General features: G+C 68.2%; 17 protein-coding genes. 8 read left to right on the forward strand and 9 right to left on the reverse strand.

The window, feature by feature from the left end; all coding sequences use genetic code 11:
* Positions 1-16: 16 nt before the first annotated feature.
* Positions 17-1,159 (forward strand): alpha-D-ribose 1-methylphosphonate 5-triphosphate diphosphatase, encoded by a 1,143-nt coding sequence (locus tag SSKA14_RS04175; RefSeq protein WP_040009339.1) that lies wholly within the window; start codon positions 17-19, stop codon positions 1,157-1,159.
* A 136-nt stretch (positions 1,160-1,295) separates the two neighbouring features.
* Positions 1,296-3,908, forward strand: a complete 2,613-nt coding sequence (locus tag SSKA14_RS04180) for a TonB-dependent receptor (RefSeq protein WP_008268452.1) — start codon at positions 1,296-1,298, stop codon at positions 3,906-3,908.
* 52 nt (positions 3,909-3,960) lie between these two features.
* On the opposite strand, the gene SSKA14_RS04185 is transcribed toward SSKA14_RS04180, so the two are convergent.
* From SSKA14_RS04185 to SSKA14_RS04195, 3 genes are all read right to left on the reverse strand, one after another.
* A complete protein-coding gene (locus SSKA14_RS04185; RefSeq protein ID WP_008266377.1) occupies positions 3,961-4,677 on the reverse strand; it encodes a transporter substrate-binding domain-containing protein in 717 nt (238 codons plus the stop codon).
* A 61-nt stretch (positions 4,678-4,738) separates the two neighbouring features.
* Complete coding sequence (locus tag SSKA14_RS04190; RefSeq protein ID WP_008266260.1) at positions 4,739-6,262, reverse strand: carotenoid oxygenase family protein; 1,524 nt, start codon at positions 6,260-6,262, stop codon at positions 4,739-4,741.
* A 26-nt stretch (positions 6,263-6,288) separates the two neighbouring features.
* Positions 6,289-6,711 carry a DUF2141 domain-containing protein gene (locus tag SSKA14_RS04195; RefSeq protein ID WP_008268607.1) on the reverse strand — a complete coding sequence of 141 codons (423 nt, stop codon included), beginning with the start codon at positions 6,709-6,711 and terminating at the stop codon, positions 6,289-6,291.
* A gap of 161 nt (positions 6,712-6,872) precedes the next feature.
* Here SSKA14_RS04195 and SSKA14_RS04200 point away from each other — a divergent pair, with 161 nt between their 5' ends.
* From SSKA14_RS04200 to SSKA14_RS04210, 3 genes are read left to right on the forward strand one after another with little or no spacing between them, the layout of a single operon-like run.
* Complete coding sequence (locus SSKA14_RS04200; protein ID WP_008267141.1) at positions 6,873-7,973, forward strand: histidine kinase; 1,101 nt, start codon at positions 6,873-6,875, stop codon at positions 7,971-7,973.
* A complete protein-coding gene (locus SSKA14_RS04205) occupies positions 7,970-8,608 on the forward strand; it encodes a response regulator transcription factor (RefSeq protein ID WP_040009345.1) in 639 nt (212 codons plus the stop codon). The genes SSKA14_RS04200 and SSKA14_RS04205 overlap by 4 nt, the downstream gene beginning before the upstream one ends.
* 22 nt (positions 8,609-8,630) lie before the next feature.
* Positions 8,631-9,002 (forward strand): VOC family protein, encoded by a 372-nt coding sequence (locus SSKA14_RS04210; protein WP_008268448.1) that lies wholly within the window; start codon positions 8,631-8,633, stop codon positions 9,000-9,002.
* 62 nt (positions 9,003-9,064) lie between these two features.
* On the opposite strand, the gene SSKA14_RS04215 is transcribed toward SSKA14_RS04210, so the two are convergent.
* Positions 9,065-9,904, reverse strand: a complete 840-nt coding sequence (locus SSKA14_RS04215) for an arylamine N-acetyltransferase (protein ID WP_008264824.1) — start codon at positions 9,902-9,904, stop codon at positions 9,065-9,067.
* 203 nt (positions 9,905-10,107) lie between these two features.
* On the opposite strand from SSKA14_RS04215, the gene SSKA14_RS04220 reads away from it, so the two are divergent.
* On the forward strand, positions 10,108-12,660 hold the full coding sequence (locus SSKA14_RS04220) for a methyl-accepting chemotaxis protein (protein ID WP_008265568.1): 2,553 nt from the start codon (positions 10,108-10,110) through the stop codon (positions 12,658-12,660).
* Between the two features lie 45 nt (positions 12,661-12,705).
* Here SSKA14_RS04220 and SSKA14_RS04225 read toward each other — a convergent pair whose 3' ends face one another.
* The 5 genes from SSKA14_RS04225 to SSKA14_RS04245 all read right to left on the reverse strand — a co-directional run bounded on the left by SSKA14_RS04225 (position 12,706) and on the right by SSKA14_RS04245 (position 21,052).
* Positions 12,706-15,231, reverse strand: coding sequence for a sulfite reductase flavoprotein subunit alpha (locus tag SSKA14_RS04225; protein WP_008267166.1), 2,526 nt, complete (start codon positions 15,229-15,231; stop codon positions 12,706-12,708).
* Positions 15,232-15,925: 694 nt separating this feature from the next.
* On the reverse strand, positions 15,926-16,477 hold the full coding sequence (locus SSKA14_RS04230) for a TlpA disulfide reductase family protein (protein ID WP_008265102.1): 552 nt from the start codon (positions 16,475-16,477) through the stop codon (positions 15,926-15,928).
* Positions 16,474-18,858 carry a protein-disulfide reductase DsbD gene (locus tag SSKA14_RS04235; protein WP_040006988.1) on the reverse strand — a complete coding sequence of 795 codons (2,385 nt, stop codon included), beginning with the start codon at positions 18,856-18,858 and terminating at the stop codon, positions 16,474-16,476. Before SSKA14_RS04235 ends, SSKA14_RS04230 begins: the two co-directional genes overlap by 4 nt.
* Positions 18,855-19,193 (reverse strand): divalent-cation tolerance protein CutA, encoded by a 339-nt coding sequence (gene cutA / locus SSKA14_RS04240; protein WP_008265125.1) that lies wholly within the window; start codon positions 19,191-19,193, stop codon positions 18,855-18,857. Before cutA ends, SSKA14_RS04235 begins: the two co-directional genes overlap by 4 nt.
* Before the next feature lie 68 nt (positions 19,194-19,261).
* Positions 19,262-21,052 carry an endonuclease gene (locus tag SSKA14_RS04245; RefSeq protein ID WP_008267455.1) on the reverse strand — a complete coding sequence of 597 codons (1,791 nt, stop codon included), beginning with the start codon at positions 21,050-21,052 and terminating at the stop codon, positions 19,262-19,264.
* 356 nt (positions 21,053-21,408) lie between these two features.
* Here SSKA14_RS04245 and SSKA14_RS04250 point away from each other — a divergent pair, with 356 nt between their 5' ends.
* Together SSKA14_RS04250 and groL are read left to right on the forward strand one after the other, a co-directional pair.
* Positions 21,409-21,696: a co-chaperone GroES gene (locus SSKA14_RS04250; RefSeq protein ID WP_006396661.1), complete on the forward strand. Its 288-nt coding sequence runs from the start codon at positions 21,409-21,411 to the stop codon at positions 21,694-21,696.
* An 81-nt stretch (positions 21,697-21,777) separates the two neighbouring features.
* Positions 21,778-23,427: a chaperonin GroEL gene (gene groL / locus SSKA14_RS04255; RefSeq protein ID WP_006473018.1), complete on the forward strand. Its 1,650-nt coding sequence runs from the start codon at positions 21,778-21,780 to the stop codon at positions 23,425-23,427.
* Positions 23,428-23,578: the final 151 nt, after the last annotated feature.

Here is a 23,578-nt window from a genome sequence, read left to right on the forward strand (position 1 = left end):
ACGGGCTATGGAAACCATGGGCGAACACATCCTCGACAACCTGAGACTGGTGCTGGCCGACGAGATCGTGCACGGCCATGTGGTGCTGGACGGGCCACGCATCCACGCGGTGGGGCAGGGGCGCGTTCGGCGGCCGGGCGCCGAGGACTGCGGCGGCGACTGGCTGCTGCCGGGGTTTGTCGAGCTGCATACCGACAATCTGGAGAAGCACCTGGTACCACGCCCAGGCGTGGCCTTCCCCGCGGCCGCGGCCGTGCAGGCGCACGATGCGCAGCTGCTGGCTGCAGGCATCACTACGGCCTGCGATGCGCTGGCCGTGGGCGACGTGGAGGCCGACAGCGTACGCGTACGCAGCCTGCAGGCCGCGCATGCGGCGCTGGCCGAGGCGCGCCGTGGCGGTGGCCTGCGCAGCGACCACTACCTGCACCTGCGCGCCGAGCTGCCGTATCCCGGGTTGGTGCCATTGCTGGAGCCGCTGCTGGATGATCCGGCGGTGCGCCTGCTGTCGCTGACCGATCACACCCCGGGGCAGCGCCAGTTCCGCAACCTGCAACGTTATGCGGCCTATTACGGTCTGCCGGCCGACGCACCGGCCCCCTATCTGGACGACCTGCTGCAGGCACGCCGTGCACAGCAGGCGCGCTATCGCCCCGCACACCTGCAGCAGGTGCTGCAGTGGGTGCGGGAACGCGGTCTGTGCCTGGCCAGCCATGACGATACCGTGCCCGCGGATGTGGACGAGGCCGTGGCCAGTGGTGCGCGCATCTGCGAGTTCCCGACCACGCTCGAGGCGGCTGCGGCGGCGCGCGTGGCCGGCCTGACGATCGTTGCCGGCGCCCCCAACCTGGTGCTGGGCGGCTCGCATTCGGGCAATGTGGCGGCGCTGGAACTGGCCCGTGCCGACTGCCTCGACGTGCTGTCCTCCGACTACGTGCCGGCCAGCCTGCTGCCTGCACTGGGCGTGCTGTGCGCGCAGCTGGGCTGGAGCCTGCCGCGCGCGGTGGGTACGGTCAGCCATGCACCGGCACAGGCGCTGGGCCTGCGTGACCGGGGCCGCATCGGTGAAGGCCTGCGCGCCGATCTTGTGCGGGTGCGTGGAACCCTGCCGGACTACGTGGCCGAGGTCTGGGTGGGTGGCCGCCGCCTGCTGGCCCAGTAGCCACCCTCGCGATCACCTAGACAGCTGCCCCGACCTGCCTAGTCGATGCCGCCTGCGCTTCACCGCGCTGATTGAAAGTGGCCGCCATCACCGCTCCCGCAGGAGCGGTCCACTTTCCCTTGCCGCCGCCATCGCCATGTCTACCCTGCCTACGCGCCATCCGCTCACCCTGGGCCTGCTCGCCCTGCTGCATGCCCCGCTGGCCGTCCAGGCCGCGTCCCCGGTCGCGACCGATACCGCACCCACTCCCTCTGCCGTCGATCTGGATACCGTCACCGTGGTCGGCAGCATCGTCAGCGGCGAGAAGCAGGCGCTGGATGCCCAGCGCGAAGCCAGCAACCTGATGAACGTGGTCAGCGCCGATGGCATCGGCAAGCTGCCCGACCACAACGCCGCTGAAGCCGTACAGCGCGTACCGGGCGTGTCGATCGAGCGCGACCAGGGCGAAGGCCGCTTCGTCGCCGTGCGTGGCCTGCCCGCACAGTGGAACTCGACCACCCTCAACGGTGACCGTCTGCCGACCGCCGAAGAGGAAACCACCAGCCGCGCCACCGCGTTCGATTTCTTCCCCACCGAGCTGATCGAGCGCATTGAAGTGAGCAAGACGCTGACGCCGGACCGTGAAGGCGACGCCATCGGTGGCCAGGTGAACTTCGTTACCCGCACCGCGCCTGCGCGCCGCACCTTCGCCGCCAGCGTGGCCGGCAACTACAACGACAAGGCCGTCGATACCGGTACCAGCGCCAATGTGCTGTATGGCGACCGCAGCGCCGATGGCCGCTTCGGGTTCCTGATCAACGGCACCTACTGGAAGCGCCCGTGGGCGACCGATAACTTCGAGCCGCGCCGCAGTGCCGATGGCCTTGGCATCTACCGCCTGGAGCTGCGCGACTACACCGGCGAGCGCACCACCCGCGGTGTCAACGGTGGCATGGAATTCCTGCCGGCCGACGGCCACCGGCTGTACGTGCGTGGCCAGTATGGCGAACTGAGCGACGATGAGACCCACTACAAGCACCGCTACCGCTTCGACAAGGATCGCGTCGAGCTGCAGAACATCCACAACGAGCTGATCACCGAGTTCAAGACCTTCGAGTTCGGCGGCCAGCACACCTTCGGCCGCGGCCAGGTGGACTGGAAGCTGGCCAGCGCCGAGAACGACTTCCGCTACGGCTGCATTCCCACCTGTGCCGACAACGCCTACTTCGTGGTCCAGTTCAACCAGGGCAAGGTCGGCTACCAGGGCCTGCAGGATCGCGGTGCAGGGCGCAACTCGTACAACACCATTGATGGCGGCAACGTCGCCGCTGATACCCCGGAGACCCATCTGCCGCCGGGCTTTTCGATGGACCCACGCAAGATGTCGCTGAGCGCCGTGGAGCTGTACCGGGTGGCGGTCAATGAGAAGGACAGGGCCGTCGCGCAGCTGGACTTCACCTTCGACGCCAGCGACACGCTGACCTGGAAGACCGGTGCCAAGTACCGTGACAAGCAGCGCCGCGCACGCTTCTCCGACGAGTTCTATGCCTGGAACACCGCGACCGGGGGGCCGGTGCCGACCCTGGCCGACTTCCCGTTGATGGACCAGCCTGGCCGCAGCGGCTATGACATCGGCAACGGCCGCGACTACGCCCGTGACTTCTCGCAGGTGGTGCCGATGCAGGCCCTGGCCGAGTGGTACCGGCAGAACAAGCAGCATCTGGTGCTGGTGCCGGGCGACTCGGCGCTGGTGGCCAACGGCGCGGCGCTGGGCCGCAACTTCGACGTGGCCGAGAAGCAGTACGCGGCCTATGCGATGGGCACCTGGACGCCGGACGAGCGCTGGGACGTGGTCGGTGGCGTGCGCCTGGAGCGCACCGCCACCGACGTGCGTGGGCAGGTGCTGGAGCGCGATGCCGATGGCAGCAGCGCACTGCTGCCCAACCTGGGTCGCAAGCGCTACACCTCGGTGCTGCCGCAGCTCAACGTGCGCTTTTCACCGCGCAGTGACCTGAACCTGCGGTTGGGCCTGACCCGCAGCTTTGCCCGCCCCAACTTCGGTGACATCAATCCGGGAGGCTCGTTCATGGAAGCCGATGGCACCTTCACTTCCGGCAATGCCGACCTTGACCCGACCTATTCGGACAACCTGGACCTGATGGCCGAGTGGTATGCCGGACCGTTGGGCCTGCTGTCCGGCGGCGTGTTCTACAAGAACATCAGCAACCCGGTGTTCCAGAGCAGCAGCACCGGCAATTTCAACGGCAACACCAATGTCACCTTCTACCGCCCGGAAAATGGCGACGACGCCAAGCTGTGGGGTGCCGAGTTCGCCTTCGTGCGTCGCTTCGATTTCCTGCCGGGCCTGTGGAGCAATTTCGGCATCAATGCCAACCTGACCCTGATGGATTCGCGCATGCGCATTCCGGGCCGCAGCGGCAACGTGCCGATCACCGGCCAGGCCGACCGCCTGTACAACGTCACCGTGTACTACGACGATGGTGCGTTCGCCGCCCGGCTGGCGACCAACCACAAGGGCGCCTACATCGAATCGCATGGCGACAGCAGCACCACCGATGCCTGGTACGGTGCCAACACCTCAGTCGACTTCAGCGCGTCCTACACGCTTGATCGCTGGACCGTGTTCGCCGAACTGAGCAATCTGACCAACGAACCGCTGAAGTACTACCAGGGCAGCCCGCAGCGGCCGCTGCAGGTGGAGTATTACGGCCGCCGCGCGCAGATCGGCCTGAAGTACCTGTTCCAGTAGGCCGCACGCGCTCTGTAGCGTCGATCCATGCTCGACTGCGTGTGCGCTGCATTCACCGCACCAGCGTGACCGCCTGCCCGGCCCGGGCGAAGGCCTCGCCCAGCAGCGGGCCTGCCTTGATGACCTGCACCTCCTCGAACAGTGCCTGCAACGCATCGGCCGGGCGCGAGGCCGGCGCCGCCACCGCCTGCCGGATCGCGGTGAAGCGATCGGCCAGCACGCGGTGGCCGGGATGCGACCGCGCCCAGGCTTCCAATGGCTGGCGCACGCCGGCAGCAGCATCGAGTTGCTGTTGGTCGAACAGGTCAATGGCCACCGCAGAGGTGCTGGCGCGTTCGATCGTGGCGTGGCGCAGCTCGCGGCTGAGGAACAGGTCGTAGGCCGCGCCCTGGCCGACCGCGATGTGCAGGCCGTCGCGGTCGAGGTCGGCCACCTGCTGCGCCGGGCTGTCCTCACGCACCAGGTAGGTGCCTTCGATTTCCACGTACGGCGCGCTGAAGGCGATGCGGTCCGCCCGCGCCGGATCGATCGCCAGGAAGGCCAGATCCCAAGCGTCTTCGGCAGCCGCAGCAACCACCGAGGCTGCCGCGTCGTGACAGGTGAAGCGGGCCTGCACCCCCATCCGTTGCGCCAATGCAGTGGCCAGTTCCAGCGAGGGGCCACGCGGCGAACGCGCATCGCCCTGTGCCAGCACCGGATTGCCCAGGTTGATAGCCACGCGCAGGAATCCCTGCGGTGCCAGCGCGTTTCGATGGTCTGCCAGGGACATGCCGGGCTCCGCTGCAAGGGGAACCCCAGCATGCCAGCGCCGGTGTCCGTGCGGCGTGCACTCAGCCGCGTGCGGCGAACGTTCCGTGGAAGCCCAGCGGCACCGCATAGGGCAGCCAGGCCTGTGCGATCGGGCCATCGTCCAGGTGGCGCGCATCGAGTACGGCCAGACCGCTGCGCTTGTTCGACGGATCGAGCAGCGTGCCGATCAGCCAGCCGTCGTCTGCGTTGCGGCTGCCCGGGCGCGGAACGAATACGTGTTCCTCGGCCATGATGTCCGGCCCGTAGTGCCACAACTGGCGGCGGCCCCGCTCGATGTCGAATGCAGCCACGGCGTTGAAGTAGGGCGCGTTGGCCGGACCATCGATGGTGGGCGCGTAAAGCCGCGCACCACGGGTGTTGGCCGAGCGCGGATCGAACAGCGGAAACTCCACCGCGCTGATGCCCAGCGACTCCCAGCGCGCCTGGCCACGGCGCAGGTCCAGGTGCAGCTCGACCAGGCTGGCGCCACTATTGGCGGCGTGTGCGCCATCACCGGCCATCGCTTCCTTCATCGGTGAGCGCGCTTCGTTGATGTCGTCGTGGCGCACCGGGCGCAGCACGATGCCGCCATCGCGGGTGAAGGCATCGCCGAAGTGGTAGATCGCCGCGAACGGCGCCTCGAACCATTGCGCCTTGTCCGGCGCATCCTTGGCGACCACCGCGATGCGCGCCGCGCGCTGCGGTGCGAACTGCATGCGCTCGAAGAAGCTGCCACCGGTACCGGTGAAGTCGAACGGCATCAGCACGAAAACGAGGTGCTGTTCGGTCATGGCGAAGGCATGCAGGTAGCCGTGCTCCGGCGTTTCAATCACGTTGGCGCTGCGCAGCTGACCGTCCTTGCCGATGTGCCAGACCAGCAGGCCGTGGCCCCCCATCAGGCTGATCGAGCCGAAGTTCCACACGCTGCCATCGCGGTCGGGCAGGGGATGGGCGGAGAACGGCAGTGCGGCCAGGTCCGGGCGCCAGGTGACCGGGCCAAGGGTCTGCAGTGAATCGGGCTCCACCTCGAACGCCGAGCCGGATTCGCACAGCGCGAACAGGCGTCCGTTGATCATTGTCACCGAGGTGTTGGCGACGTTGGCGTCGTCGTTGTTGCGCACTGCCAGTGCACCGGGGACGCTGGTGCCCGCAGCGGGGTACTGGAAACGGCCGGCTTTCTGCTCACGGCTGAACTTCGGCGTAGCTACCATGCGCCCGTGATGGGTCAGGCTGCCATCTCCGTTGAAGCGCCAGCCATGCACCATGCCGTCGCCGTCGAACCAGTGGTCATAGCGGAAGCCATCGCGCTCGGTCCAGGCCGGGCCATTGCGGTACAGCGTACCGGCCAGTCCGGCCGGCAGCCGGCCCTGCAGCTGCACGGTGGCGGGGCCGAGACTTTCGCTGCTGACGCTGCGCCAGCCGAGCAGCCACGGGTGCTCCTGCAGGCCCTGCGCGAAGTGCGCGGGGTCGCCGGCGAAGGCGGGTGCGCTGCGCAGGGCGGTGGCGCCAAGCGCCAGGCAGGCACTGCTGCTGAGCAGGGTACGAAGGAAGCGGCGACGGTCCATGATGGCCTCGGGTCTGGATGCAGGAATCAGCGCAGGGTGATGTCGATGGCGGCACCGGCGGCCGGCACGTTGACGCAGGCTTCGTCGAAGGTCGGCTTGCGCATCACCTGCGGGTTGTTGCTGAAGCCATAGCCTTCCACCGGCATGCCGACCAGGTTGGTGTCGAGTTTGCCGTTGTCATTCTCGTCGTGGGTGAGCAGCACTGCGTAGCTGCCGGCCGGCACGTTCTTGAATACGAAGTGGGCACTGTCGCCACTGGGCCTGGCCTGCTGCGCCTGCACCGGCGCAGCCTTGCCGTCCCAGGCGGTGGCGTTGTCGACCAGGGCCACGCGCAGCGTACCGGTCTGCACGCGGACATCGTGTACGGTCACGGCCAGATCGGCGGCGTGGGCGCCGCCGGCCAGGGCCAGGGCGGTCAGGACGGTGCTGAGCAGGGCGGTACGGATCATGGCAGTGGCTCCGGAAGTGGGCGGTGTGCTGCGGTGTGGGGTCAGTCTGCGCGGGGGGTGGGGCCGGTTTCAGGGCCAGTGGTCATCGATTCGACGTGCCAGAAGTCACTTTCTGCGCTGGACCCATTGCCGACGGCAGGCGCGGCCGTCAGCATCTGGCCATGCCCAGCCTGCTCCGCCACCTGTTGCGTCCGCTCAGCCTTGCCGGTCTGGTGACCGTGCTGGCGGTCGGCCTGTCATTCGCGGTGCAGCGCGGCGAGACCGGCCCCAGCCTGCTGTTGCTTGGTGGGTTCCTGTTGCTGTTCGTGCTGCACGGCTGGGCGTCGATGCCGTCGCGCGTGCGCGTCGTCGCTGCCGTGCTGCAGGCGCTGCTGGCGGTTGCCCTGGTCGCGTTGCAGCCGCGTACCGGCACCGCTCCCGTGCTGCTGGTGGTGCTGGTCGCACAGCTGGCCGAGCACTGGCCGCCGCGCTTCGTGCTGGGTGTCGCATTGCTGGCCAACGTGGCGATGTATGCGGTGCTGCGCCACAGTGGCTTCAGCCAGCCGCTGCTGGTGGTGCTGCTGTACGGCGGCTTCCAGGCGTTCGCCGCACTGACCGCACACTATGCACGCAGCACGGCACTGGCCCGCGATGACCTGGCCCGGGTCAATGCGGATCTTCTGGCCACGCGTGCATTGCTGGCCGACAGTGCGCGCGATGCCGAGCGCCTGCGCCTGGCGCGCGAGCTGCACGACGTGGCGGGCCACAAGCTCACCGCGATGCGGTTGAACCTGCGCGCGCTGGCAGCTGACCCGGCGCTGGCCGGACGCGACGGCCTGGTCCTGGCCGAGCAGCTGTCGGGCGAACTGCTGGGCGATATCCGCCAGGTGGTGCAGTCGATGCGCGATGATCGCGGGCTCGATCTGGCCACCGCGCTGCACGCGCTGGCCGCACCCTTTCCACGGCCGAAGCTGCAACTGCGAATCGGCGAGGGCGTGCGCGTGACCGACCCGCTGACGGCCGAGACCGTGTTGCGGCTGGTGCAGGAAGCGCTGACCAATGCCGCCCGGCATGGCAACGCAGATACCGTATGGCTGACGATCAACGAAGAGGATTCCCGGTTGCGTATCGATATCCGTGATGACGGCCAGCGCAGCGATCGCATCCGCGAGGGCAATGGCATCGCCGGCATGCGCGAGCGTCTGGCTGCGGTGCGCGGCCAGCTGGAACTGGCGCGCACCGCACAGGGCGGCATGCACCTGACCGCATGGTTGCCGGCATGAGCGGCACCGCGATCCGCGTTGCCCTGGCCGATGACCAGGCATTGGTCCGCGCCGGCCTGCGCGCGCTGCTGCAGGGCCTGGGGGTGGAGGTGGTGCTGGAAGCCGAAGACGGTCAGGCACTGCTGGATGCGCTGCTCACGCAGCCGGTGGACGTGGTGCTCAGTGACATCCGCATGCCGGGCGTGGATGGCATCGAAGCGCTGCGCCAGCTGCGTGCCCGCGGTGACGCCACCCCGCTGCTGCTGCTGACTACCTTTGATGAGAGCGATCTGCTGCTGCGTGCCAGCGAGGCTGGTGCACAGGGCTTCCTGCTGAAGGATGCCGCGCCGGCCGACCTGCGTGAGGCGATCGAGCGCGTCGCCGCGGGCGAGACGCTGCTGATGCCGGTCAGCACCGAGCCGGTGCGCGCGCGCTACCGCTTCCACGATGAAGCGCCGCCGACCGACACCTTCGGCGAACGCGAAGTGGCGATCCTGCGCCTGCTGGCTGGCGGCTACAGCAACAAGGAGATCGCGCGCAGCCTGTTCCTGGCCGAAGGCACGGTGAAGAACTACGTTTCCGCCATTCTCGACAAGCTCGGCACCCGCGACCGTACCCGTGCGGTACTGAAGGCGATTACCCTGCGCATCATCTGACTGCGTCGAGCGAGGAAAGCCCGTGAACCCGATCCTGCATGTCGAGATCCCCGCCCGTGACCTGGCCCGTGCCATCGCCTTCTATCAGCAATGGCTGCAGGTGGTGGTGGACGAACCGATCCTGCTGCATGACTGCCAGATGGCCTACCTGCCGTTCTCGGACGACGCGACGGGTGCCAGCATGTCGCTGGTGCAGGGGGCGGACTACCAGCCCTCCGAACAGGGCGCGCGCCTCTATATCGGTGTCGATGATCTTGAGGCCAGCCTCGACCGTGCGCTGCAGGCCGGCGCCGAACTGCGCTTCGGCCCGGCCGATGCCGGCGACTGGCGCGTGGCCGAAATCCGCGACAGCGAAGGCAACCGCATCGCGCTGCAGGCGCGCGCGATTCTGTAGAGTCGAGCTTGCTCGACTGCTGTTGACGGCGCTACCAACGCCTCCGTCGAGCAAGCTCGACGCTACGGTGTTGCGGCGCGCGAGCGCTGCAGCCAGTCATTGATCGCCGGGTCCAGCCGCGGGTCGTCCGGCAGCTGCACGCCGAAGCGCTGCTGCAGCACCTCGCGCACGTCGCCGACATCGTGCAGCGGGCGCTTGTCCGGCGCTTGCCCCGGGCGGTACTCGGTGTAGTTGCCACTGCCGATGGTGCGGCGCCAGTCCGGCCCGGTCAGCGACGCACGCAGCTGGCCCGGGAAGCTGGAGTCGGGATGGGTGCACACGTACCAGTTGCCCACCACGTTGTCGATCGGCGCAGGCGCCTGCAGGTCGAAGCGGTACATCGCCCGCCAGCCATCGCTGGATTCGGCTGACAGCACGAAATCGCCGTCATCGCCCGGTTGCTGCAGCAGATAGCGCTCGTGCGGCGTGGCCTGCGGTGCGGTGTCGTGCAGGCGCAGCGGCACGGTGGGGGTCAGGCTGCCGAAGCCGGCATCGACCAGCCAGTCCTCGCCCTCCACATGCACGCGCAGCAGCAGATGGGTCCGTGCGGTCAGTTCGCCATCCTGTGCCGCCAGCAGCACGCGCGCGCTCAGCGGCTGGGCATCGAAGCCCAGTGCCTGCAGCAATGCCAGCAGGCCGCCATTGAGTTCGAAGCAGTAACCGCCCCGGCGCTCGTCGAGCAGCTTGCGCTGCACGCTGTCCAGGTCGATCGGTACTGCGTCACGCAGCAGGCAGCTGAGGGTCTCGAACGGCAGCAGCGCGTTGTGGCGTTGCTGCAGCAGGGTCAGGCCGGCCAGGGTCAGCGGGGGTGGTGCATCCAGCTGCAGGCGCTGCAGGTAGCGGGGGACATCGAGCGTCGTCATGCGGGCACCGGGCAGGGGAGGGACGTCCACTGTGCGCCCCCAACCGGGGTTGAGGTCAAGCGCAGCGCCGGTGTCATGCCCCCGTCGCCTGTGCCCGGTACAAAGGCCGCGTCCGCCGGCGAGCGTCGCGGCGGCACGAAAACAGGCCTAAAGGTGTCGGGAGTCCAGCCGATAAAGGTGTGTCCTTCCGCCTGGAGTCTGTCATGTCGGCCGTCGTTCCCCACCTCCGGTCCCTGCGCACGCATCTGGCCCGCCTGCGCGCGTCGTCGCCCGGCGTGCTGTCGTCGAGCCTGCTGCTGTGGCTGCAGCCGCACCGGCTCAGCGTAGCCAACAAGCTCAAGGCAACCCTCTGGGTCTGTGGCCTGGGCCTGGTGGCGATCGCCGCAGTCTACGCCTGGACCGGCCACGCCAGCGCACAGGCCGCACGCAACCAGGCCAGTTACCAGCGCGGCAGCGACCTGGCCGCCAGCCTGGCCACGCGTGTGGCCGAAGCCCGGCGCCTGCAGACCCAGTATGCGCGCAGTTTCGATGATGCTGACCGCAACCAGTTGCTGGCGACGCAGAAGGCACTGCAGGCCGACCTGCAGGCGCTGCGCGCGATACCGATGGATGCCGGCCGGCGCAAGGCACTGCAGGTGCTGACCGAAGCCGCGGACGCGTTCTCTCAGGGCGTCGCGGCCCTGTTCGAACGGGTCGACGAGATGGGCCGGGGTGATGCCGGTCTTGCCGCGCAGCTGCAGCAGGCCGCCGACACCCTGCAGGCGCAGGTCGATGCGCTGCAGCGCCCCTTGCTGGCGTTGTCCCTGCAGAAGATGCGGCGGCAGGAAGCATTGCTGCTGCTCGACGGTGACTCGGCCCATGCCGACCGCGCCAGCGAAGAGAAGCTGCCGTTCGACCTCGCGCTGGCCGGCCTGTCCACCGATGTGCAGGATGCCCTGCGCAGCGGCATGGAGGCCTATCAGGTCGCCTTGCTGGGTTACACCGCCGCCCGGGTCGGCCTGGATGTCGAGGCGCAGTCGCTGCTGGACACCGCCGCCGGCGTGGCACCGGCGCTGGCGGCCTTCCAGCAGGCCCAGGTGGCGGCGCTGGCCGAGGCACAGGCGCGCCAGCAGGCCGGCACGCGCACCATGAGCGTGCTGTTCGCGCTGACCCTGCTGCTGGTCGCCGGCGTGCTGATCACCAGCCTGGTGCTGGTTCTGCGCGCGGTGCGCCAGCCGATCCAGGACACCCTGCGCTTCGCCAGCGACATCGCCGACGATCGCCTGGATACCACCCTGCGCGTGTACAACGCCAATGATGAGATCGGCCAGCTCGCCCAGCGCCTGGTCGACATGCAGCAGCGCCTGCGTGCGCGCATCGAGACCGAGCGCGCGGTGGCGCGCGGCAATACCCGCGTGCGCCAGGCACTGGACAGCGCACAGACCGGCCTGATGGTGATCGATGCCGAAGGGCTGGTGGCGTATGCCAACCCGGCGCTGCTGCAGCAGCTGGACCTGCAGGTTGAAGCGCTCGTGGGCAGCGATGCGGTGCGCCTGCATCCGGCGCTGGCCAGCCTGGCCGGCGTACGCCAGCGCGAAGAACGCGAGATCGGCCACGACGATGTTCGCTACCAGCTGATCGCCAACCCCATCACCGACGAAGGACAGTTCCTGGGTGTGGCGGTGGAATGGCGCAGCCGCGCACTGGAAACCCTGCTCGAAACCGAAGTGGGCGCACTGGTCGACGCCGCCGCACACGGTGACCTGCACGGTCGCATCGTGCTGGACGGCAAGCAGGGCTTCGTGCGCACGCTGTCGACCAGCATCAACCGCTTGCTGGCGACCTTTGAAACCAATCTCGGCGACCTGCAGGCGCTGCTGGCCGCGCTGGCACGCGGGGACCTCAGCGTGCGCATGGACGGCGACCTGCAGGGCGTGTTCGCGCGCATGCGCGACGATGCCAACGCCACCGTCGCGCAGCTGGGCCGCATCGTTACCCGCATCCAGCAGGCCACCTCCAGCCTGGATACCGGCGTTGGCGAGATCGTCGCTGGCCACCACGACCTGTCGCAGCGTACCGAGCAGCAGGCGGCCAACCTGGAAGAAACCGCGGCGTCGATGCATGAGCTGACCGACACCGTGGGCCGCAATGCCGACGCGGCCGGTCGCGCCGATGCGCTGGTCAAGGGTGCGGCAGCGGTGGCCCAGCGCGGCGGCGACGCCGTGGGCCAGGTGGTGGCGACCATGCACGGCATCAGCGAAGCCTCGCGGCGGATCGGTGACATTACCCAGCTGATCGATGGCATCGCCTTCCAGACCAACATCCTTGCATTGAACGCAGCGGTGGAAGCGGCACGTGCCGGCGAGCAGGGCCGAAGCTTCGCCGTGGTGGCTGCGGAAGTGCGCCTGCTGGCCCAGCGCAGTGCCGAGGCGGCCAAGCAGATCAAGGGATTGATCGAGGATTCGGTGGCGCGTGTCGGGCAGGGCAACCAGCAGGCCGAGCAGGCCGGCACCACGATGGGCGAGATCGTCGGCAGCGTGCAGCAGCTGGCGGACCTGCTGGCCGGCATCCGCAGCGCATCGCAGGACCAGCATGCCGGCATCGCACAGGTGAACCAGACCATCGTGCAGATGGAAGCCAGTACCCAGCGCAATGCCAGCCTGGTGGAAGAGGCCGGTGCCTCGACTGCACAGATGCAGGCGCAGGTGCATGCCCTGGCCGAAGCGGTGGGAGCGTTCCGCCTGCAGCCGGCGCGGCAGGCCCGCGCCGCGGCCTGATCCTGCCCGGTAGTGCCGGCCGCTGGCCGGCACTCCTCCTGTGACTCAGTACACGTCGCGGCGGTAGCGCCCGTTCTCCAGCAGCGTTTCCACCGCGTCATCGCCCAGTGCAGCGCGCAGCACCTGGTCCACGCCTTCGGCCATGCCCTGCAGCGAGCCACAGACGTGGATCACCGCGCCGCGCTGCATCCAGTCGCGCAGCACATCGGCGGCCGCACGCAAGCGATCCTGCACATAGCCACCTCCGCCATCGCGCGAGAACGCCAGGTCCACCCGCGCCAGATGGCCCTGCGCCTGCCAGGCCTCGATCTCGTCGGCAAACAGCAGGTCGTGCGCGCGCTGGCGCTCGCCAAACAGCAGCCAGTGCCCGTGCTCGCCTGCATGCGCGGACTCTCGCAGCAGACTGCGCAGACCGGCGATGCCGGTGCCATTGCCGACCAGCACCATCGGCGCGGCAGGCACTCGATGGAAACCGGGATTGCGATGCACGCGGGCCACGACGCTGGCGCCGATCGGCGCATGCAGCGACAACCAGCCCGAGCCCAGCCCGGCACGACCGGCGGTGTCATGCACCAGCCTGACCACCAGCTCCACCTCGCCGTCGCTTGCGGCGGAGGCGATCGAGTACTCGCGGCCGGGCAGCATCGGCAGCCCGGACAACCACAGGCAGGCATCCTGCACGGGCAACGCGGCATCGGCCTCCGGCAGCTCGCGTTCGCTGGCCAGCGCCAGCAGCGTGCGCGGCGCGCCGTCAACCAGCAGCGGCTGCAGCGGATCCAGTCCATGCGCCTTCAGCACGGCACCCGCATGCCGCGCGTTGTGGCGGGGCGCGATATGCAGGATGTCACCGGCCTGCCACTGCACATCGGCCGGTGCGGCAAGACGGATGCGCCAGATCGCGCCGCCGACGCTGCCCGGATTGAGGCGGTCGCGGCCGAGCAGGCGCCAGTCGTGCATCCGCGTCGCCGACGGCAGCACACTGTCATCGGTGGCGATGCCGGTCAGCGCGCCCAGCTGCAGCTGCCACTGGCGCAGGGCTGGCACCGAGGCGGCATCGACATCGATGCGCGCGAACAGCGCACGTGCACCATTGCCGGTCAGCCAGCCATCGACCTGGCGACCGAAGCCGCAGAAGTGCGGATACTGGCGATCCCCCAGCGCGAGCAGGCCGAACTGCAGCCCCGACAGGTGCGGTGCCTGCGCGAGCAGCAGGCGTGCCGCGCGTCGTGCTGCATCCGGCGGTTCACCGTCGCCGAAGGTGCTCAACACGAGCAGGGCCTGCGAGGTGGCCTGCAGCTTCGCGGCATCGATGCGCGACAACGGCAGCACCTGTACCGCGTAACCGGCCGCCTGCAGCTGCGCGGCCGCACGCCATGCAAGCTGTTCGGCCAGGCCGCTCTGGCTGGCATGCACCACCAGCCACGGCGCGCCATGGCCTTCGGTGGCGGCCGGCATCGGCAGCGATTGGCGCAGCCCGCGTGCCGCGCGCTGGCTGCGGCGGCGATCCAGGTACAGCATCCAGCCGGTGATGAAGAACAGGCTCATGCCCAGGCTGCTGAGCATCACCACCACACGCCCGGGCAGGCCGAAGTAGCTGCCCGAGTGCAGCGCGAACACGCTGGTGGCCAGCTGGCCGCCCGCGCCCTGGCGATCGTAGGGGCGGGAATCGAGCACCGCGCCACTGGCCGGGTCCAGCTGCAGCAGATCGTGCGCGCGATCATGGTGACCACCACGCTGCGCTGGATCACCGGCCATCACCCGCACGTTGAGCGCCTGGCCCGGTTTTTCCGGCAAGCGCAGGTCGATGAAACCGGCGCGCACGCCGGGCAAGGCATACAGCGTGGTTTCGACGCGTTGCAGGTCCAGCATCGCCTCGGTGTCCACCGTGTGCTTGGCCGCCGGCGCGACGCCCAACACGTTGTTGGCCGCGCTGCGGTACCAGTCGAATGACCACCACAGGCCGGTCAGCGCGCTCATCAGGTAGATCAGCAGCACCCAGGTGCCGACCACCGAATGCAGGCTCCACAGGAAACCGCGGCCGCTGCGTTTCCACTCCACCGCCAGCCAGCTGCGCCAGTGCCACCAGCGCCGTGGCCAGCGCAGGTAGAGCCCGGACAGGGTGAAGAACAGCAGCGCGATCGCACAGCTGCCGGTGATCCACTTGCCGCGTTCGCCGGCAGCGAGATGGCGATGCAGGTCTTCGACGAAATCGAAGAACGCCTGCCCGCGCAGGGCACTGAAGCGCTCACCGCTGTATGGGTCGAAAAACACCCAATGCTGCTTGCCGCCGGCAAAGCGCGCGACCGACGGTCGTTGCCCGGTTGCGTCGATCCGCAGGCGTTGCAGCGGGCGTTCGCTGCCGGCCTGCAGCCGTGGCATCAGCTCGCTGAGCGCGAGCGGAAGCTGGCTGTCGGCGTGGTGTTCGGCGATGGCCGCAAAACCGGGGTTGGCCGCACGCAGCAGTTCGTCCTCGAAGGACAGCACGGCACCACTGAGGCCCATCACGGCCAGGACGGCACCGGCAGTGATGCCCAGCAGCCAGTGCACTTGGAACAGGATGTTCTTGAACATCGAAGGAGAGGGGCCCGGAAGGCTGCCGCCCGCATCCTGCGCAACAGCAAATGAGAATTAGTCGCGGAATTCTCCGTGGCCCCCTGGCTGCGGTCAAGCAGGGGGTTATCGGCCGGGCGGCGCCCGGCACCCGCGGTAGTGCCGGCCGCTGGCCGGCAACCTCAGAAGCAACAGCCGAAGCAGAAGCGGGCTATCCGTGGGTTGGCGGGGTGGGTCCGGTTGCGGGGGGCGCTGCAAGTACGTCCATGTAAGCTCGGTCGCCGCATCCATGCCGCTCACGCCCCCGCAACCGGACCCACCCCGCCTTCGACAGATTCTCGCGACCTGCCGTAGATCCACGCCATGCGTGGATGCTTTTCGTTCAATTGTCGAAATATTCGATTTCGATGGAGATTCATCTCCAACAGCCGCCGGAATCTGTCGGAAGTGGGGCGGTGTCGGAGTGCGGGGTGTCCGCGGCATGGATGCCGCGGCCAAGCCCCCAAGGGTGAGGGCGCTTTGCTTGCGAAGCACTGCTTCGCAAGCGCCCGAACGCACAGCCGCCAGCGGCTGGGCCGGACCCCGGAGGGGGATTCACGGCGTCCCCGCACTCCGACACCGCCCCGCCATCCCACGGAAAGCCCGCTTTTGCTGTCGAGGTTGCCGGCCAGCGGCCGGCACTACCGCAGGTGCAGGGTGCAACCCTGCCGAACCCTCACTTCACCCAGCCGTCGATCTCGCCGTGGGCGAACGGCCCCAGCTTCGCCTTGACCATCCGCCCCTGCGCATCGAACAGCACGCTGTAGGGCAGCAGGCCCTGCGCATTGCCCAGCTGTACGCTGGCATCGCGCGGGCCCGGGGTCTCGATCACGATCGGATAGTCCACCGGAACCCGCTGCAGGAAACCACGCACGTCCTCCGGGGTATCCAGTGCCAGGCCCAGCACCTGCACGCCGTCGCTGCCCTGGAGGCGGGCGAAACGGGCCAGTTCGGGCATTTCTTCCACGCAGGGCGCGCACCAACTGGCCCACACGTTGATCAGCAGCGGGCGGCCGGCAAAGTGCTGGCGCAGATCCAGTGCGCGTCCTTCAAGGTCGGGCAGCGACAGCGCGGGCATCGGATCGCCCGCCTGCAGCGAAGGCTTGGCGGGAGCGGCCGGTGATGTAGCCGATGCCATCGGCCCCGGCGACAGTCGATGCCCGGCCCACAGGCCCAGGCCGGCGGCCAGCACCGCTGTCCACAGCAGCGCTGGCCGTTGCCACTTCATCGTGCGGTGCGCAGCAGCGCTTCCTCGACCACCGCCTGGGTCAGCAGGGTCGGCAGCACGGTCGGCGGTGCGCCGGGGCCGTACACCACGTACAGCGGCACGCCCACCGCCTTGTGCTCTTCCAGGAACGAAGTGATCTGCGGGTCCACGTTGGTGTAGTCGCCGCGCATGTACACCGCGTTGGTGCGCTTGAGCAGGTCCTTGAACTCCGGTCGCGACAGCACCGCGCGCTCATTGGCCTTGCAGCTCACGCACCAGTCGGCGGTCATGTTGACGAACACCACGCGGTTGTCGGCGCGCAGGCGGTCCAGCAGCTGCGGCGAATACTCGACCACGTTCTCGCTGGCCGCCTGTGCGGCACGCGTCGGTGCTGCCAGCTGGGTTACGCCCCAGGCCGGCACCAGTGCGCCGATGGCCAGCAGCACGCCCAGCAGTGTCACCGCGCGCGAGCCGGTCCAGCGGTTGCGCTCGAACAGCCACAGGCCGAAGGCGAGCAGCAGCAGGCCGCCCAGCACCAGCGCCATGCCGTCCACGCCACGCTGCTTGCCCAGCACCCACAGCAACCACAGTGCGGTGGCGTACATCGGGAAGGCCAGCACGTGCTTGAGCGTTTCCATCCACGGGCCCGGCTTGGGCAGGCGGCGCGCCAGTGCCGGCACGAAGCCGATCAGCAGGAACGGCAGCGCCAGGCCCAGGCCGAGGAACAGGAACACGGTCATCGCCTTCAGCGGCGGGGCAATGAAGGCGTAGGCAATGGCACCGCCCATGAACGGGCCAACGCAGGCGCTGCCGACCACGCAGGCCAGCGCACCGGTGAAGAAATCACCGGCCGGGCCGCTGCGGCTGGCCAGCGACTGGCCGAGGTTGCCGATGCCGCCGCCCAGGGTGAACACGCCGGACAGGCTCAGGCCCACCGCGAACATGATGTAGGCCAGCGCCGCCACCACGCCCGGATGCTGCAGCTGGAAGCCGATACCGACCGCGTTGCCGATCGCGCGCAGGCCCACCATCAGCGCGCCGATCACCGCGAACGCGACCAGCACGCCCAGCGTGTACCAGAGCGCATGGCTGCGCGCGCGCTGCGGGCTTTCGCCACTCTGTGCCAGGCTCAGCACCTTCAGCGACAGGATCGGCAGCACGCACGGCATCAGGTTCAGCACCAGGCCGCCGGCCAGCGCCAGCAACAGCACCCACACGAATGAACGGTCCGGGTTCGGCGTGGTCACCGGCGGGCGTGTGCGCAGCGCATTGTCACCCTGCGCATCGGTGGCGAATTCATTGCCTGCGCCCTCAGCGCCTGCAGTGGCCGGGCGGGTGGCTCCGTCGTTGGGCACGGTCGGCAGCAGGCGCAGCGGTGCGCCGCTGGCCGCTTCGCGCGGTGCGCCGTTGCCAGCGGCCAGCGGGCTGATCACCTCGTTGCGCGGCGGTGCCTGGTCGGCGCTGGCGTTGGCCTTGCCGGCCGGAATCGACAGCTTCACCCGGCGCGTCATCGGCGGGTAGCAGATGCCATCGGTCTGGCAGCCCTGGAAGGTCACCACCAGGGTGCTGTCGACCGCCTCGGTGACGGTACGGCGCAGCGGCAGCGGCACTTCCACCTGGTTGAAGTACACCGAGACATCGCCGAAATGTTCATCGCGATGCGACTGCGCGGCCGGCCAACGCGGCGTGTCGGCCAGCACGCCGGCGCTGCCTTCCAGCTTCAGCGAGGTGCGGTCGCGATACAGGTAGTAGCCCGGTGCCGGGCTGAAGCGCAGCAGCAGGGTGTTGCCATCGCTGGCGATGGCATCGAAGCCGAAGGCCTGTTCCGACGGCAGCGGCAGCGCCTGGCTGCTGCTGGCCGCACCCGGCAGGCGCAGGCCGCCCGTGCTGCCGGCACCGGCCAGCGGATTGTTGAACGGATTGCCCGCACTGGTTCGTGCCGCAGGTGCCGCAGCCGGCGCACCGCCGCCCGGCAGGGTGACCTGCACCACGCGCTTCTGCGGCGGGTAGCAGACGCCGGCATCGGCGCAACCCTGGTAACGCACTTCCACGCTGATGGTGCCGGCCGCATCGGTGGGGGTGCCGGGCAGGGTGGCCTGCAGGCGCTCGCGATAGGTCTCGACCTCGCCGAAGAAATCGTCGTGGTGCCTGTCGCCCTTGGGCATCTGCAGCGCGCCGGCATTGAACGCGGGGTCCGCCTTGACGCTGGTGCGGTGGCGATAGAGGTAATAGCCCGGCGCGATCTTGAACTGCAGCTGCAGCTGGCCACGTTCGGGGGCGCTCGCGGTCAGTGCGAACGCCTGGTCCACCGGCAGCAGGTCCTTCTCATCCAGCGCGAAGGCCGGCAACGAGAGCCACAACAGGGCGCACAAGGCGGCGCCACGCGCAAACAGAGTCTTCAATCAGTGTCCTCCCGGGTATGTGCCCGGATCCAGTCCAGATACGCCGGCAGGCCGGCCCGGGTTTCGACCGCGATGCACTCCGGGAGTTCATACGGATGCAGTTCGACGATCCGGGCAATCGCATCATCGACGCGGCTCGCGGTGGTTTTCACCAGCAGCTGCAGCTCACTGTCGGTGGTCACCTCGCCCTGCCAGCGGTAGGTCGACTGCGCGCCATCGAGGCGGGTCACGCACGCGGCCAGGCGCTCGCCGACCAGCGCGTGCGCGATGCGCTCGGCACTGGCCCGGTCCGGGCAGGTGGTCAACAGCAGCAGGACGGGATCGACGGTCGACATGACCGTCGAGTATAGGGCCGCCGCCGGGTCAGGGCCCGGCGGCGGCAATGCACCGCAGCGTTGCGCGGTCAGTTGGCCAGCTGGCAGGTGGCCGGCTTGGCCGAGGTGAACAGGGCCGGGGTGGCCCACTCGGGGTGGTCGATGAACGGGTTGCGGTTGCCCTGGAACGAGTAGATCACGTCATTGCGCGAGCGCTCGGCATCATCCGGCGGGTCGGACAGGTGCCAATCGATCAGCGTCGACAGCAGGCCCATGTAGGCTGGCGAGCTGCTGGTCTTGACGATCTTGCTGCGGTCGTCGGTCAGCTCCAGGTCCGGCTCGGACTGGCCGGTGGCCGCATCCTTGCCGCCCTCGTAGCGGATCGCCATGTACATCACCGCACGCGCCATGTCGCCCTTGCGCTTGCCCCACACTTCGAAGGTGCCGGCGTTGCCGTCCGGCGTGCGCACCCAGTTGGAGTTGCCCGGGTAGCCGCCGCTGCCGCCGCCCTGGCCGTTGTTGGCCTCGGTGGCGCGCTCGCCGCAGTTGGCGTCGCACTTGGCGAACGGCTTGTTGCCACGGTCGGCATTCCACTGCGCATCGGTCAGGTACAGCATGTGGGTGTCGGTGTAGGGCGCGTACGGCAGGCCCTTGTCACCGGTGGTGCTGGCAAAGCCCAGCGAGTTCGGCCAGGTGTGCTCGCGGTTGTACTTCAGGCCACTGCCACTGCCGGCGCGATCGGTCACCTTGGCGTAGCTGCGGTTGCGGTAGGCATCCAGGATCCTGCCGCTGTTGTTCGGATCCTCGTCAGCGATCTCCAGGATGGTCCAGGTGCTGGTGCCCGAGCCGCCGTACGGGTACGCGGTATGGCCCTTGATGGTGGCATGCAGCGAGCAGCGCAGCTGGCTGGGGCTGGAGGTGTTCACCTTCGAGTAGTAGCCGGCCGGCACGCCCGGATTGCCCGGGTCGGGATTGCCGCCGGTGCTGGCCACGGTGAAGGCGATGCGGCTGTCGGCAGCCGGGTGCGCGCCCTGCAGGTCGGTGATGCGCGCGGCGCGGATGTCGAAGCGGCAGGCTTCACCGGCCACCAGCGCGGTGTTGGTGGACAGCTTCACGCTGCGGCCGCTGGCCGGGAAGGTCAGCGGAACGCTGCCGGAGGTGCCGCAGCTCAGGGCGAAGGCGCCGCTGGCCAGGTTCACCGTCTCGCTGAACACCACTTCCAGATCGGCGGCGGCCGGGAAGGTGGTGCTGCCCTGCGCCGGCGTGGTGGTGGACACCGACGGCGGCGTGTTCGGGCCCGGCGTGCCACCGCCGCTGAAGGTCTGGCCGTTGTTGCAGCTGCCGAATGTCTGTCTGGCCGACTCGGCCCAGGTGAAGTGCGCGTACTGGCTGCCGCTGCCGGTCAGCTGCAGCGAGGTGCCCGGCGCCGTGCTGTTGGTCTCGGCCACCGGGATGTTCTGGCTGGTCATCCCGGCAGCGGGGCCACCGGAAGCGGTGATGGCGCCCTCGTAGCTGAGGAACTGGACCACCTTGCCGCTGGCATCGACCAGGGCGATGCCGTCGTTCGGGCCGTTCTGGAGGCCGTTGGTCGGGTAATTGACCACCGCGATGGTGGCGCTGCCGCAGCCGGCGGCGGTGCCGGCCGGCACCGGGTTGTTGGCGTAGACCACGGCGGCCGAGGCGTTGGCGCCGTTGTACAGGTACAGGCGGTAGCCGGACAGGTCCTCACCGGCGGTGGCGACGACCTCGATCGCTTCGCCGACGTCACCGGCCGGGGTGCTGTCGTCGTAGTGCAGTTCGTTGATGAAGACCTCGGCCTGGGCCGGCGCGGCGGCCAGCGCCAGCAGGCAGGCGGCGGCAAGCGGGGACAGCAATCGCATCGACTACTCCTTGTGATTGGGAATGCGCGGCCGAGCCTAAGGCCGATCCAGTGACACTTTGTCGTAAATGAACGTCAGATATCTGACAGTGCGACGCGTATCACCAAATGTCGAGGATTCCCCCGTGGGGGATGCCGCACCGCACGCGACGCGCGGTATTCACGCGGACGTGGATGTCCGGCTCCGGCGCGATGAAATTTTTTCCGGAGGCGGCCTTGAAAGGCCCTGGGCCAGCTCCATCTCTGTCCTGCTCCCGATTCATCGGGCTTTTTCGCGAGCAATGCTGGCAGTCACCTGGGGTGAGTGCTAACATCGCCAGACTTTTTCAGACCAATCAATAACTTAAGAGGTCTCTCATGAGCATCAAGCCGCTGCACGACCGCGTTGTGGTCAAGCCGATCGAAGCCGACGAAATCTCCGCCGGTGGCATCGTCATTCCGGATTCGGCCAAGGAAAAGTCCACCAAGGGTGAAGTCGTGGCCGTCGGCCCGGGCAAGCCGCTGGACAACGGCAGCGTGCGCGCGCCGTCGCTGAAGGTCGGCGACAAGGTCATCTACGGCCAGTACGCCGGCAGCTCGTACAAGAGCGAAGGCGTCGAGTACAAGGTCCTGCGCGAAGACGACGTGCTCGCCGTCATCGGCTGAGCCTCGGCGCGACCTGCTTTCCTGTAAGACATCCCCTTTCGTCGCCGGGCCCGGCCCGGCGCAAACATCGAGGTAATCGCAATGGCTGCCAAGGATATTCGTTTCGGTGAAGACGCCCGTTCGCGCATGGTGCGCGGCGTCAACGTTCTCGCCAATGCCGTCAAGGCCACCCTGGGCCCGAAGGGCCGCAACGTCGTGCTGGAAAAGAGCTTCGGCGCTCCGACCATCACCAAGGACGGCGTCTCCGTCGCCAAGGAAATCGAACTGGCTGACAAGTTCGAGAACATGGGCGCGCAGATGGTGAAGGAAGTTGCTTCGCGCACCAACGACGACGCGGGCGACGGCACCACCACCGCCACCGTGCTGGCCCAGGCCCTGATCCGCGAAGGTGCCAAGGCTGTTGCCGCCGGCATGAACCCGATGGACCTCAAGCGTGGTATCGACAAGGCCGTCGTGGCCGCCGTTGCCGAGCTGAAGAACATCTCCAAGCCGACCGCCGACGACAAGGCGATCGCCCAGGTCGGTACCATCTCGGCCAACTCGGACGAGTCGATCGGCCAGATCATCGCTGACGCGATGAAGGAAGTCGGCAAGGAAGGCGTGATCACCGTTGAAGAAGGCTCGGGCCTGGACAACGAGCTGGACGTGGTCAAGGGCATGCAGTTCGACCGCGGCTACCTGTCCCCGTACTTCATCAACAACCAGCAGTCGCAGACCGCTGACCTGGATGACCCGTTCATCCTGCTGCACGACAAGAAGATCTCCAACGTGCGTGACCTGCTGCCGGTGCTGGAAGGCGTCGCCAAGGCCGGCAAGCCGCTGCTGATCGTTGCCGAAGAAGTCGAAGGCGAAGCGCTGGCGACCCTGGTGGTCAACACCATCCGTGGCATCGTCAAGGTCGTGGCCGTCAAGGCTCCGGGCTTCGGCGACCGTCGCAAGGCGATGCTGGAAGACATGGCCGTGCTGACCGGCGGCACCGTGATCTCCGAAGAAGTGGGCCTGTCGCTGGAAAAGGCCACCATCAAGGACCTGGGCCGCGCCAAGAAGGTGCAGGTTTCCAAGGAAAACACCACCATCATCGATGGCGTGGGTGACAAGGCTGCCGTCGACGCACGCGTCGGCCAGATCAAGACCCAGATCCAGGACACCTCCTCCGACTACGATCGCGAGAAGCTGCAGGAACGCGTGGCCAAGCTGGCCGGCGGCGTTGCCGTGATCAAGGTCGGTGCCTCGACCGAAATCGAAATGAAGGAAAAGAAGGATCGCGTCGACGACGCCCTGCACGCCACCCGTGCAGCCGTTGAAGAAGGCGTGGTCCCGGGCGGCGGCGTTGCCCTGGTCCGTGCGGTCACCTCGCTGGCTGGCCTGAAGGGCGCCAACGAAGACCAGAACCACGGCATCCAGATCGCCCTGCGTGCGATGGAAGCCCCGCTGCGCGAAATCGTCGCCAACGCCGGTGAAGAACCGTCGGTCATCATCAACAAGGTCAAGGAAGGCACTGGCAGCTTCGGCTACAACGCCGCCACCGGCGAGTTCGGCGACATGCTGCAGTTCGGCATCCTGGACCCGACCAAGGTGACCCGTTCGGCGCTGCAGAACGCTGCCTCGATCGCTGGCCTGATGATCACCACCGAAGCCATGGTTGCCGAAGCTCCGAAGAAGGACGAGCCGGCCATGGGTGGCGCCGGTGGCATGGGCGGCATGGGTGGCATGGGCGGCATGGACTTCTAAGTCCACGCATTCCCGAAGCAATGAAGAACCCCGCCGCAAGGCGGGGTTTTTTTTTGTGCCGGTGGATCCACGCCACGCGTGGATGAACCCGAGGCATCATCAATGGCGCAACGTATCCCGCAGTAGATCCACGCCATGCGTGGATGAACCA

Origin of the sequence: Stenotrophomonas sp. SKA14, from assembly GCF_000158575.1 — a bacterium.
Classification (GTDB): Bacteria; Pseudomonadota; Gammaproteobacteria; order Xanthomonadales; family Xanthomonadaceae; genus Stenotrophomonas; species Stenotrophomonas forensis.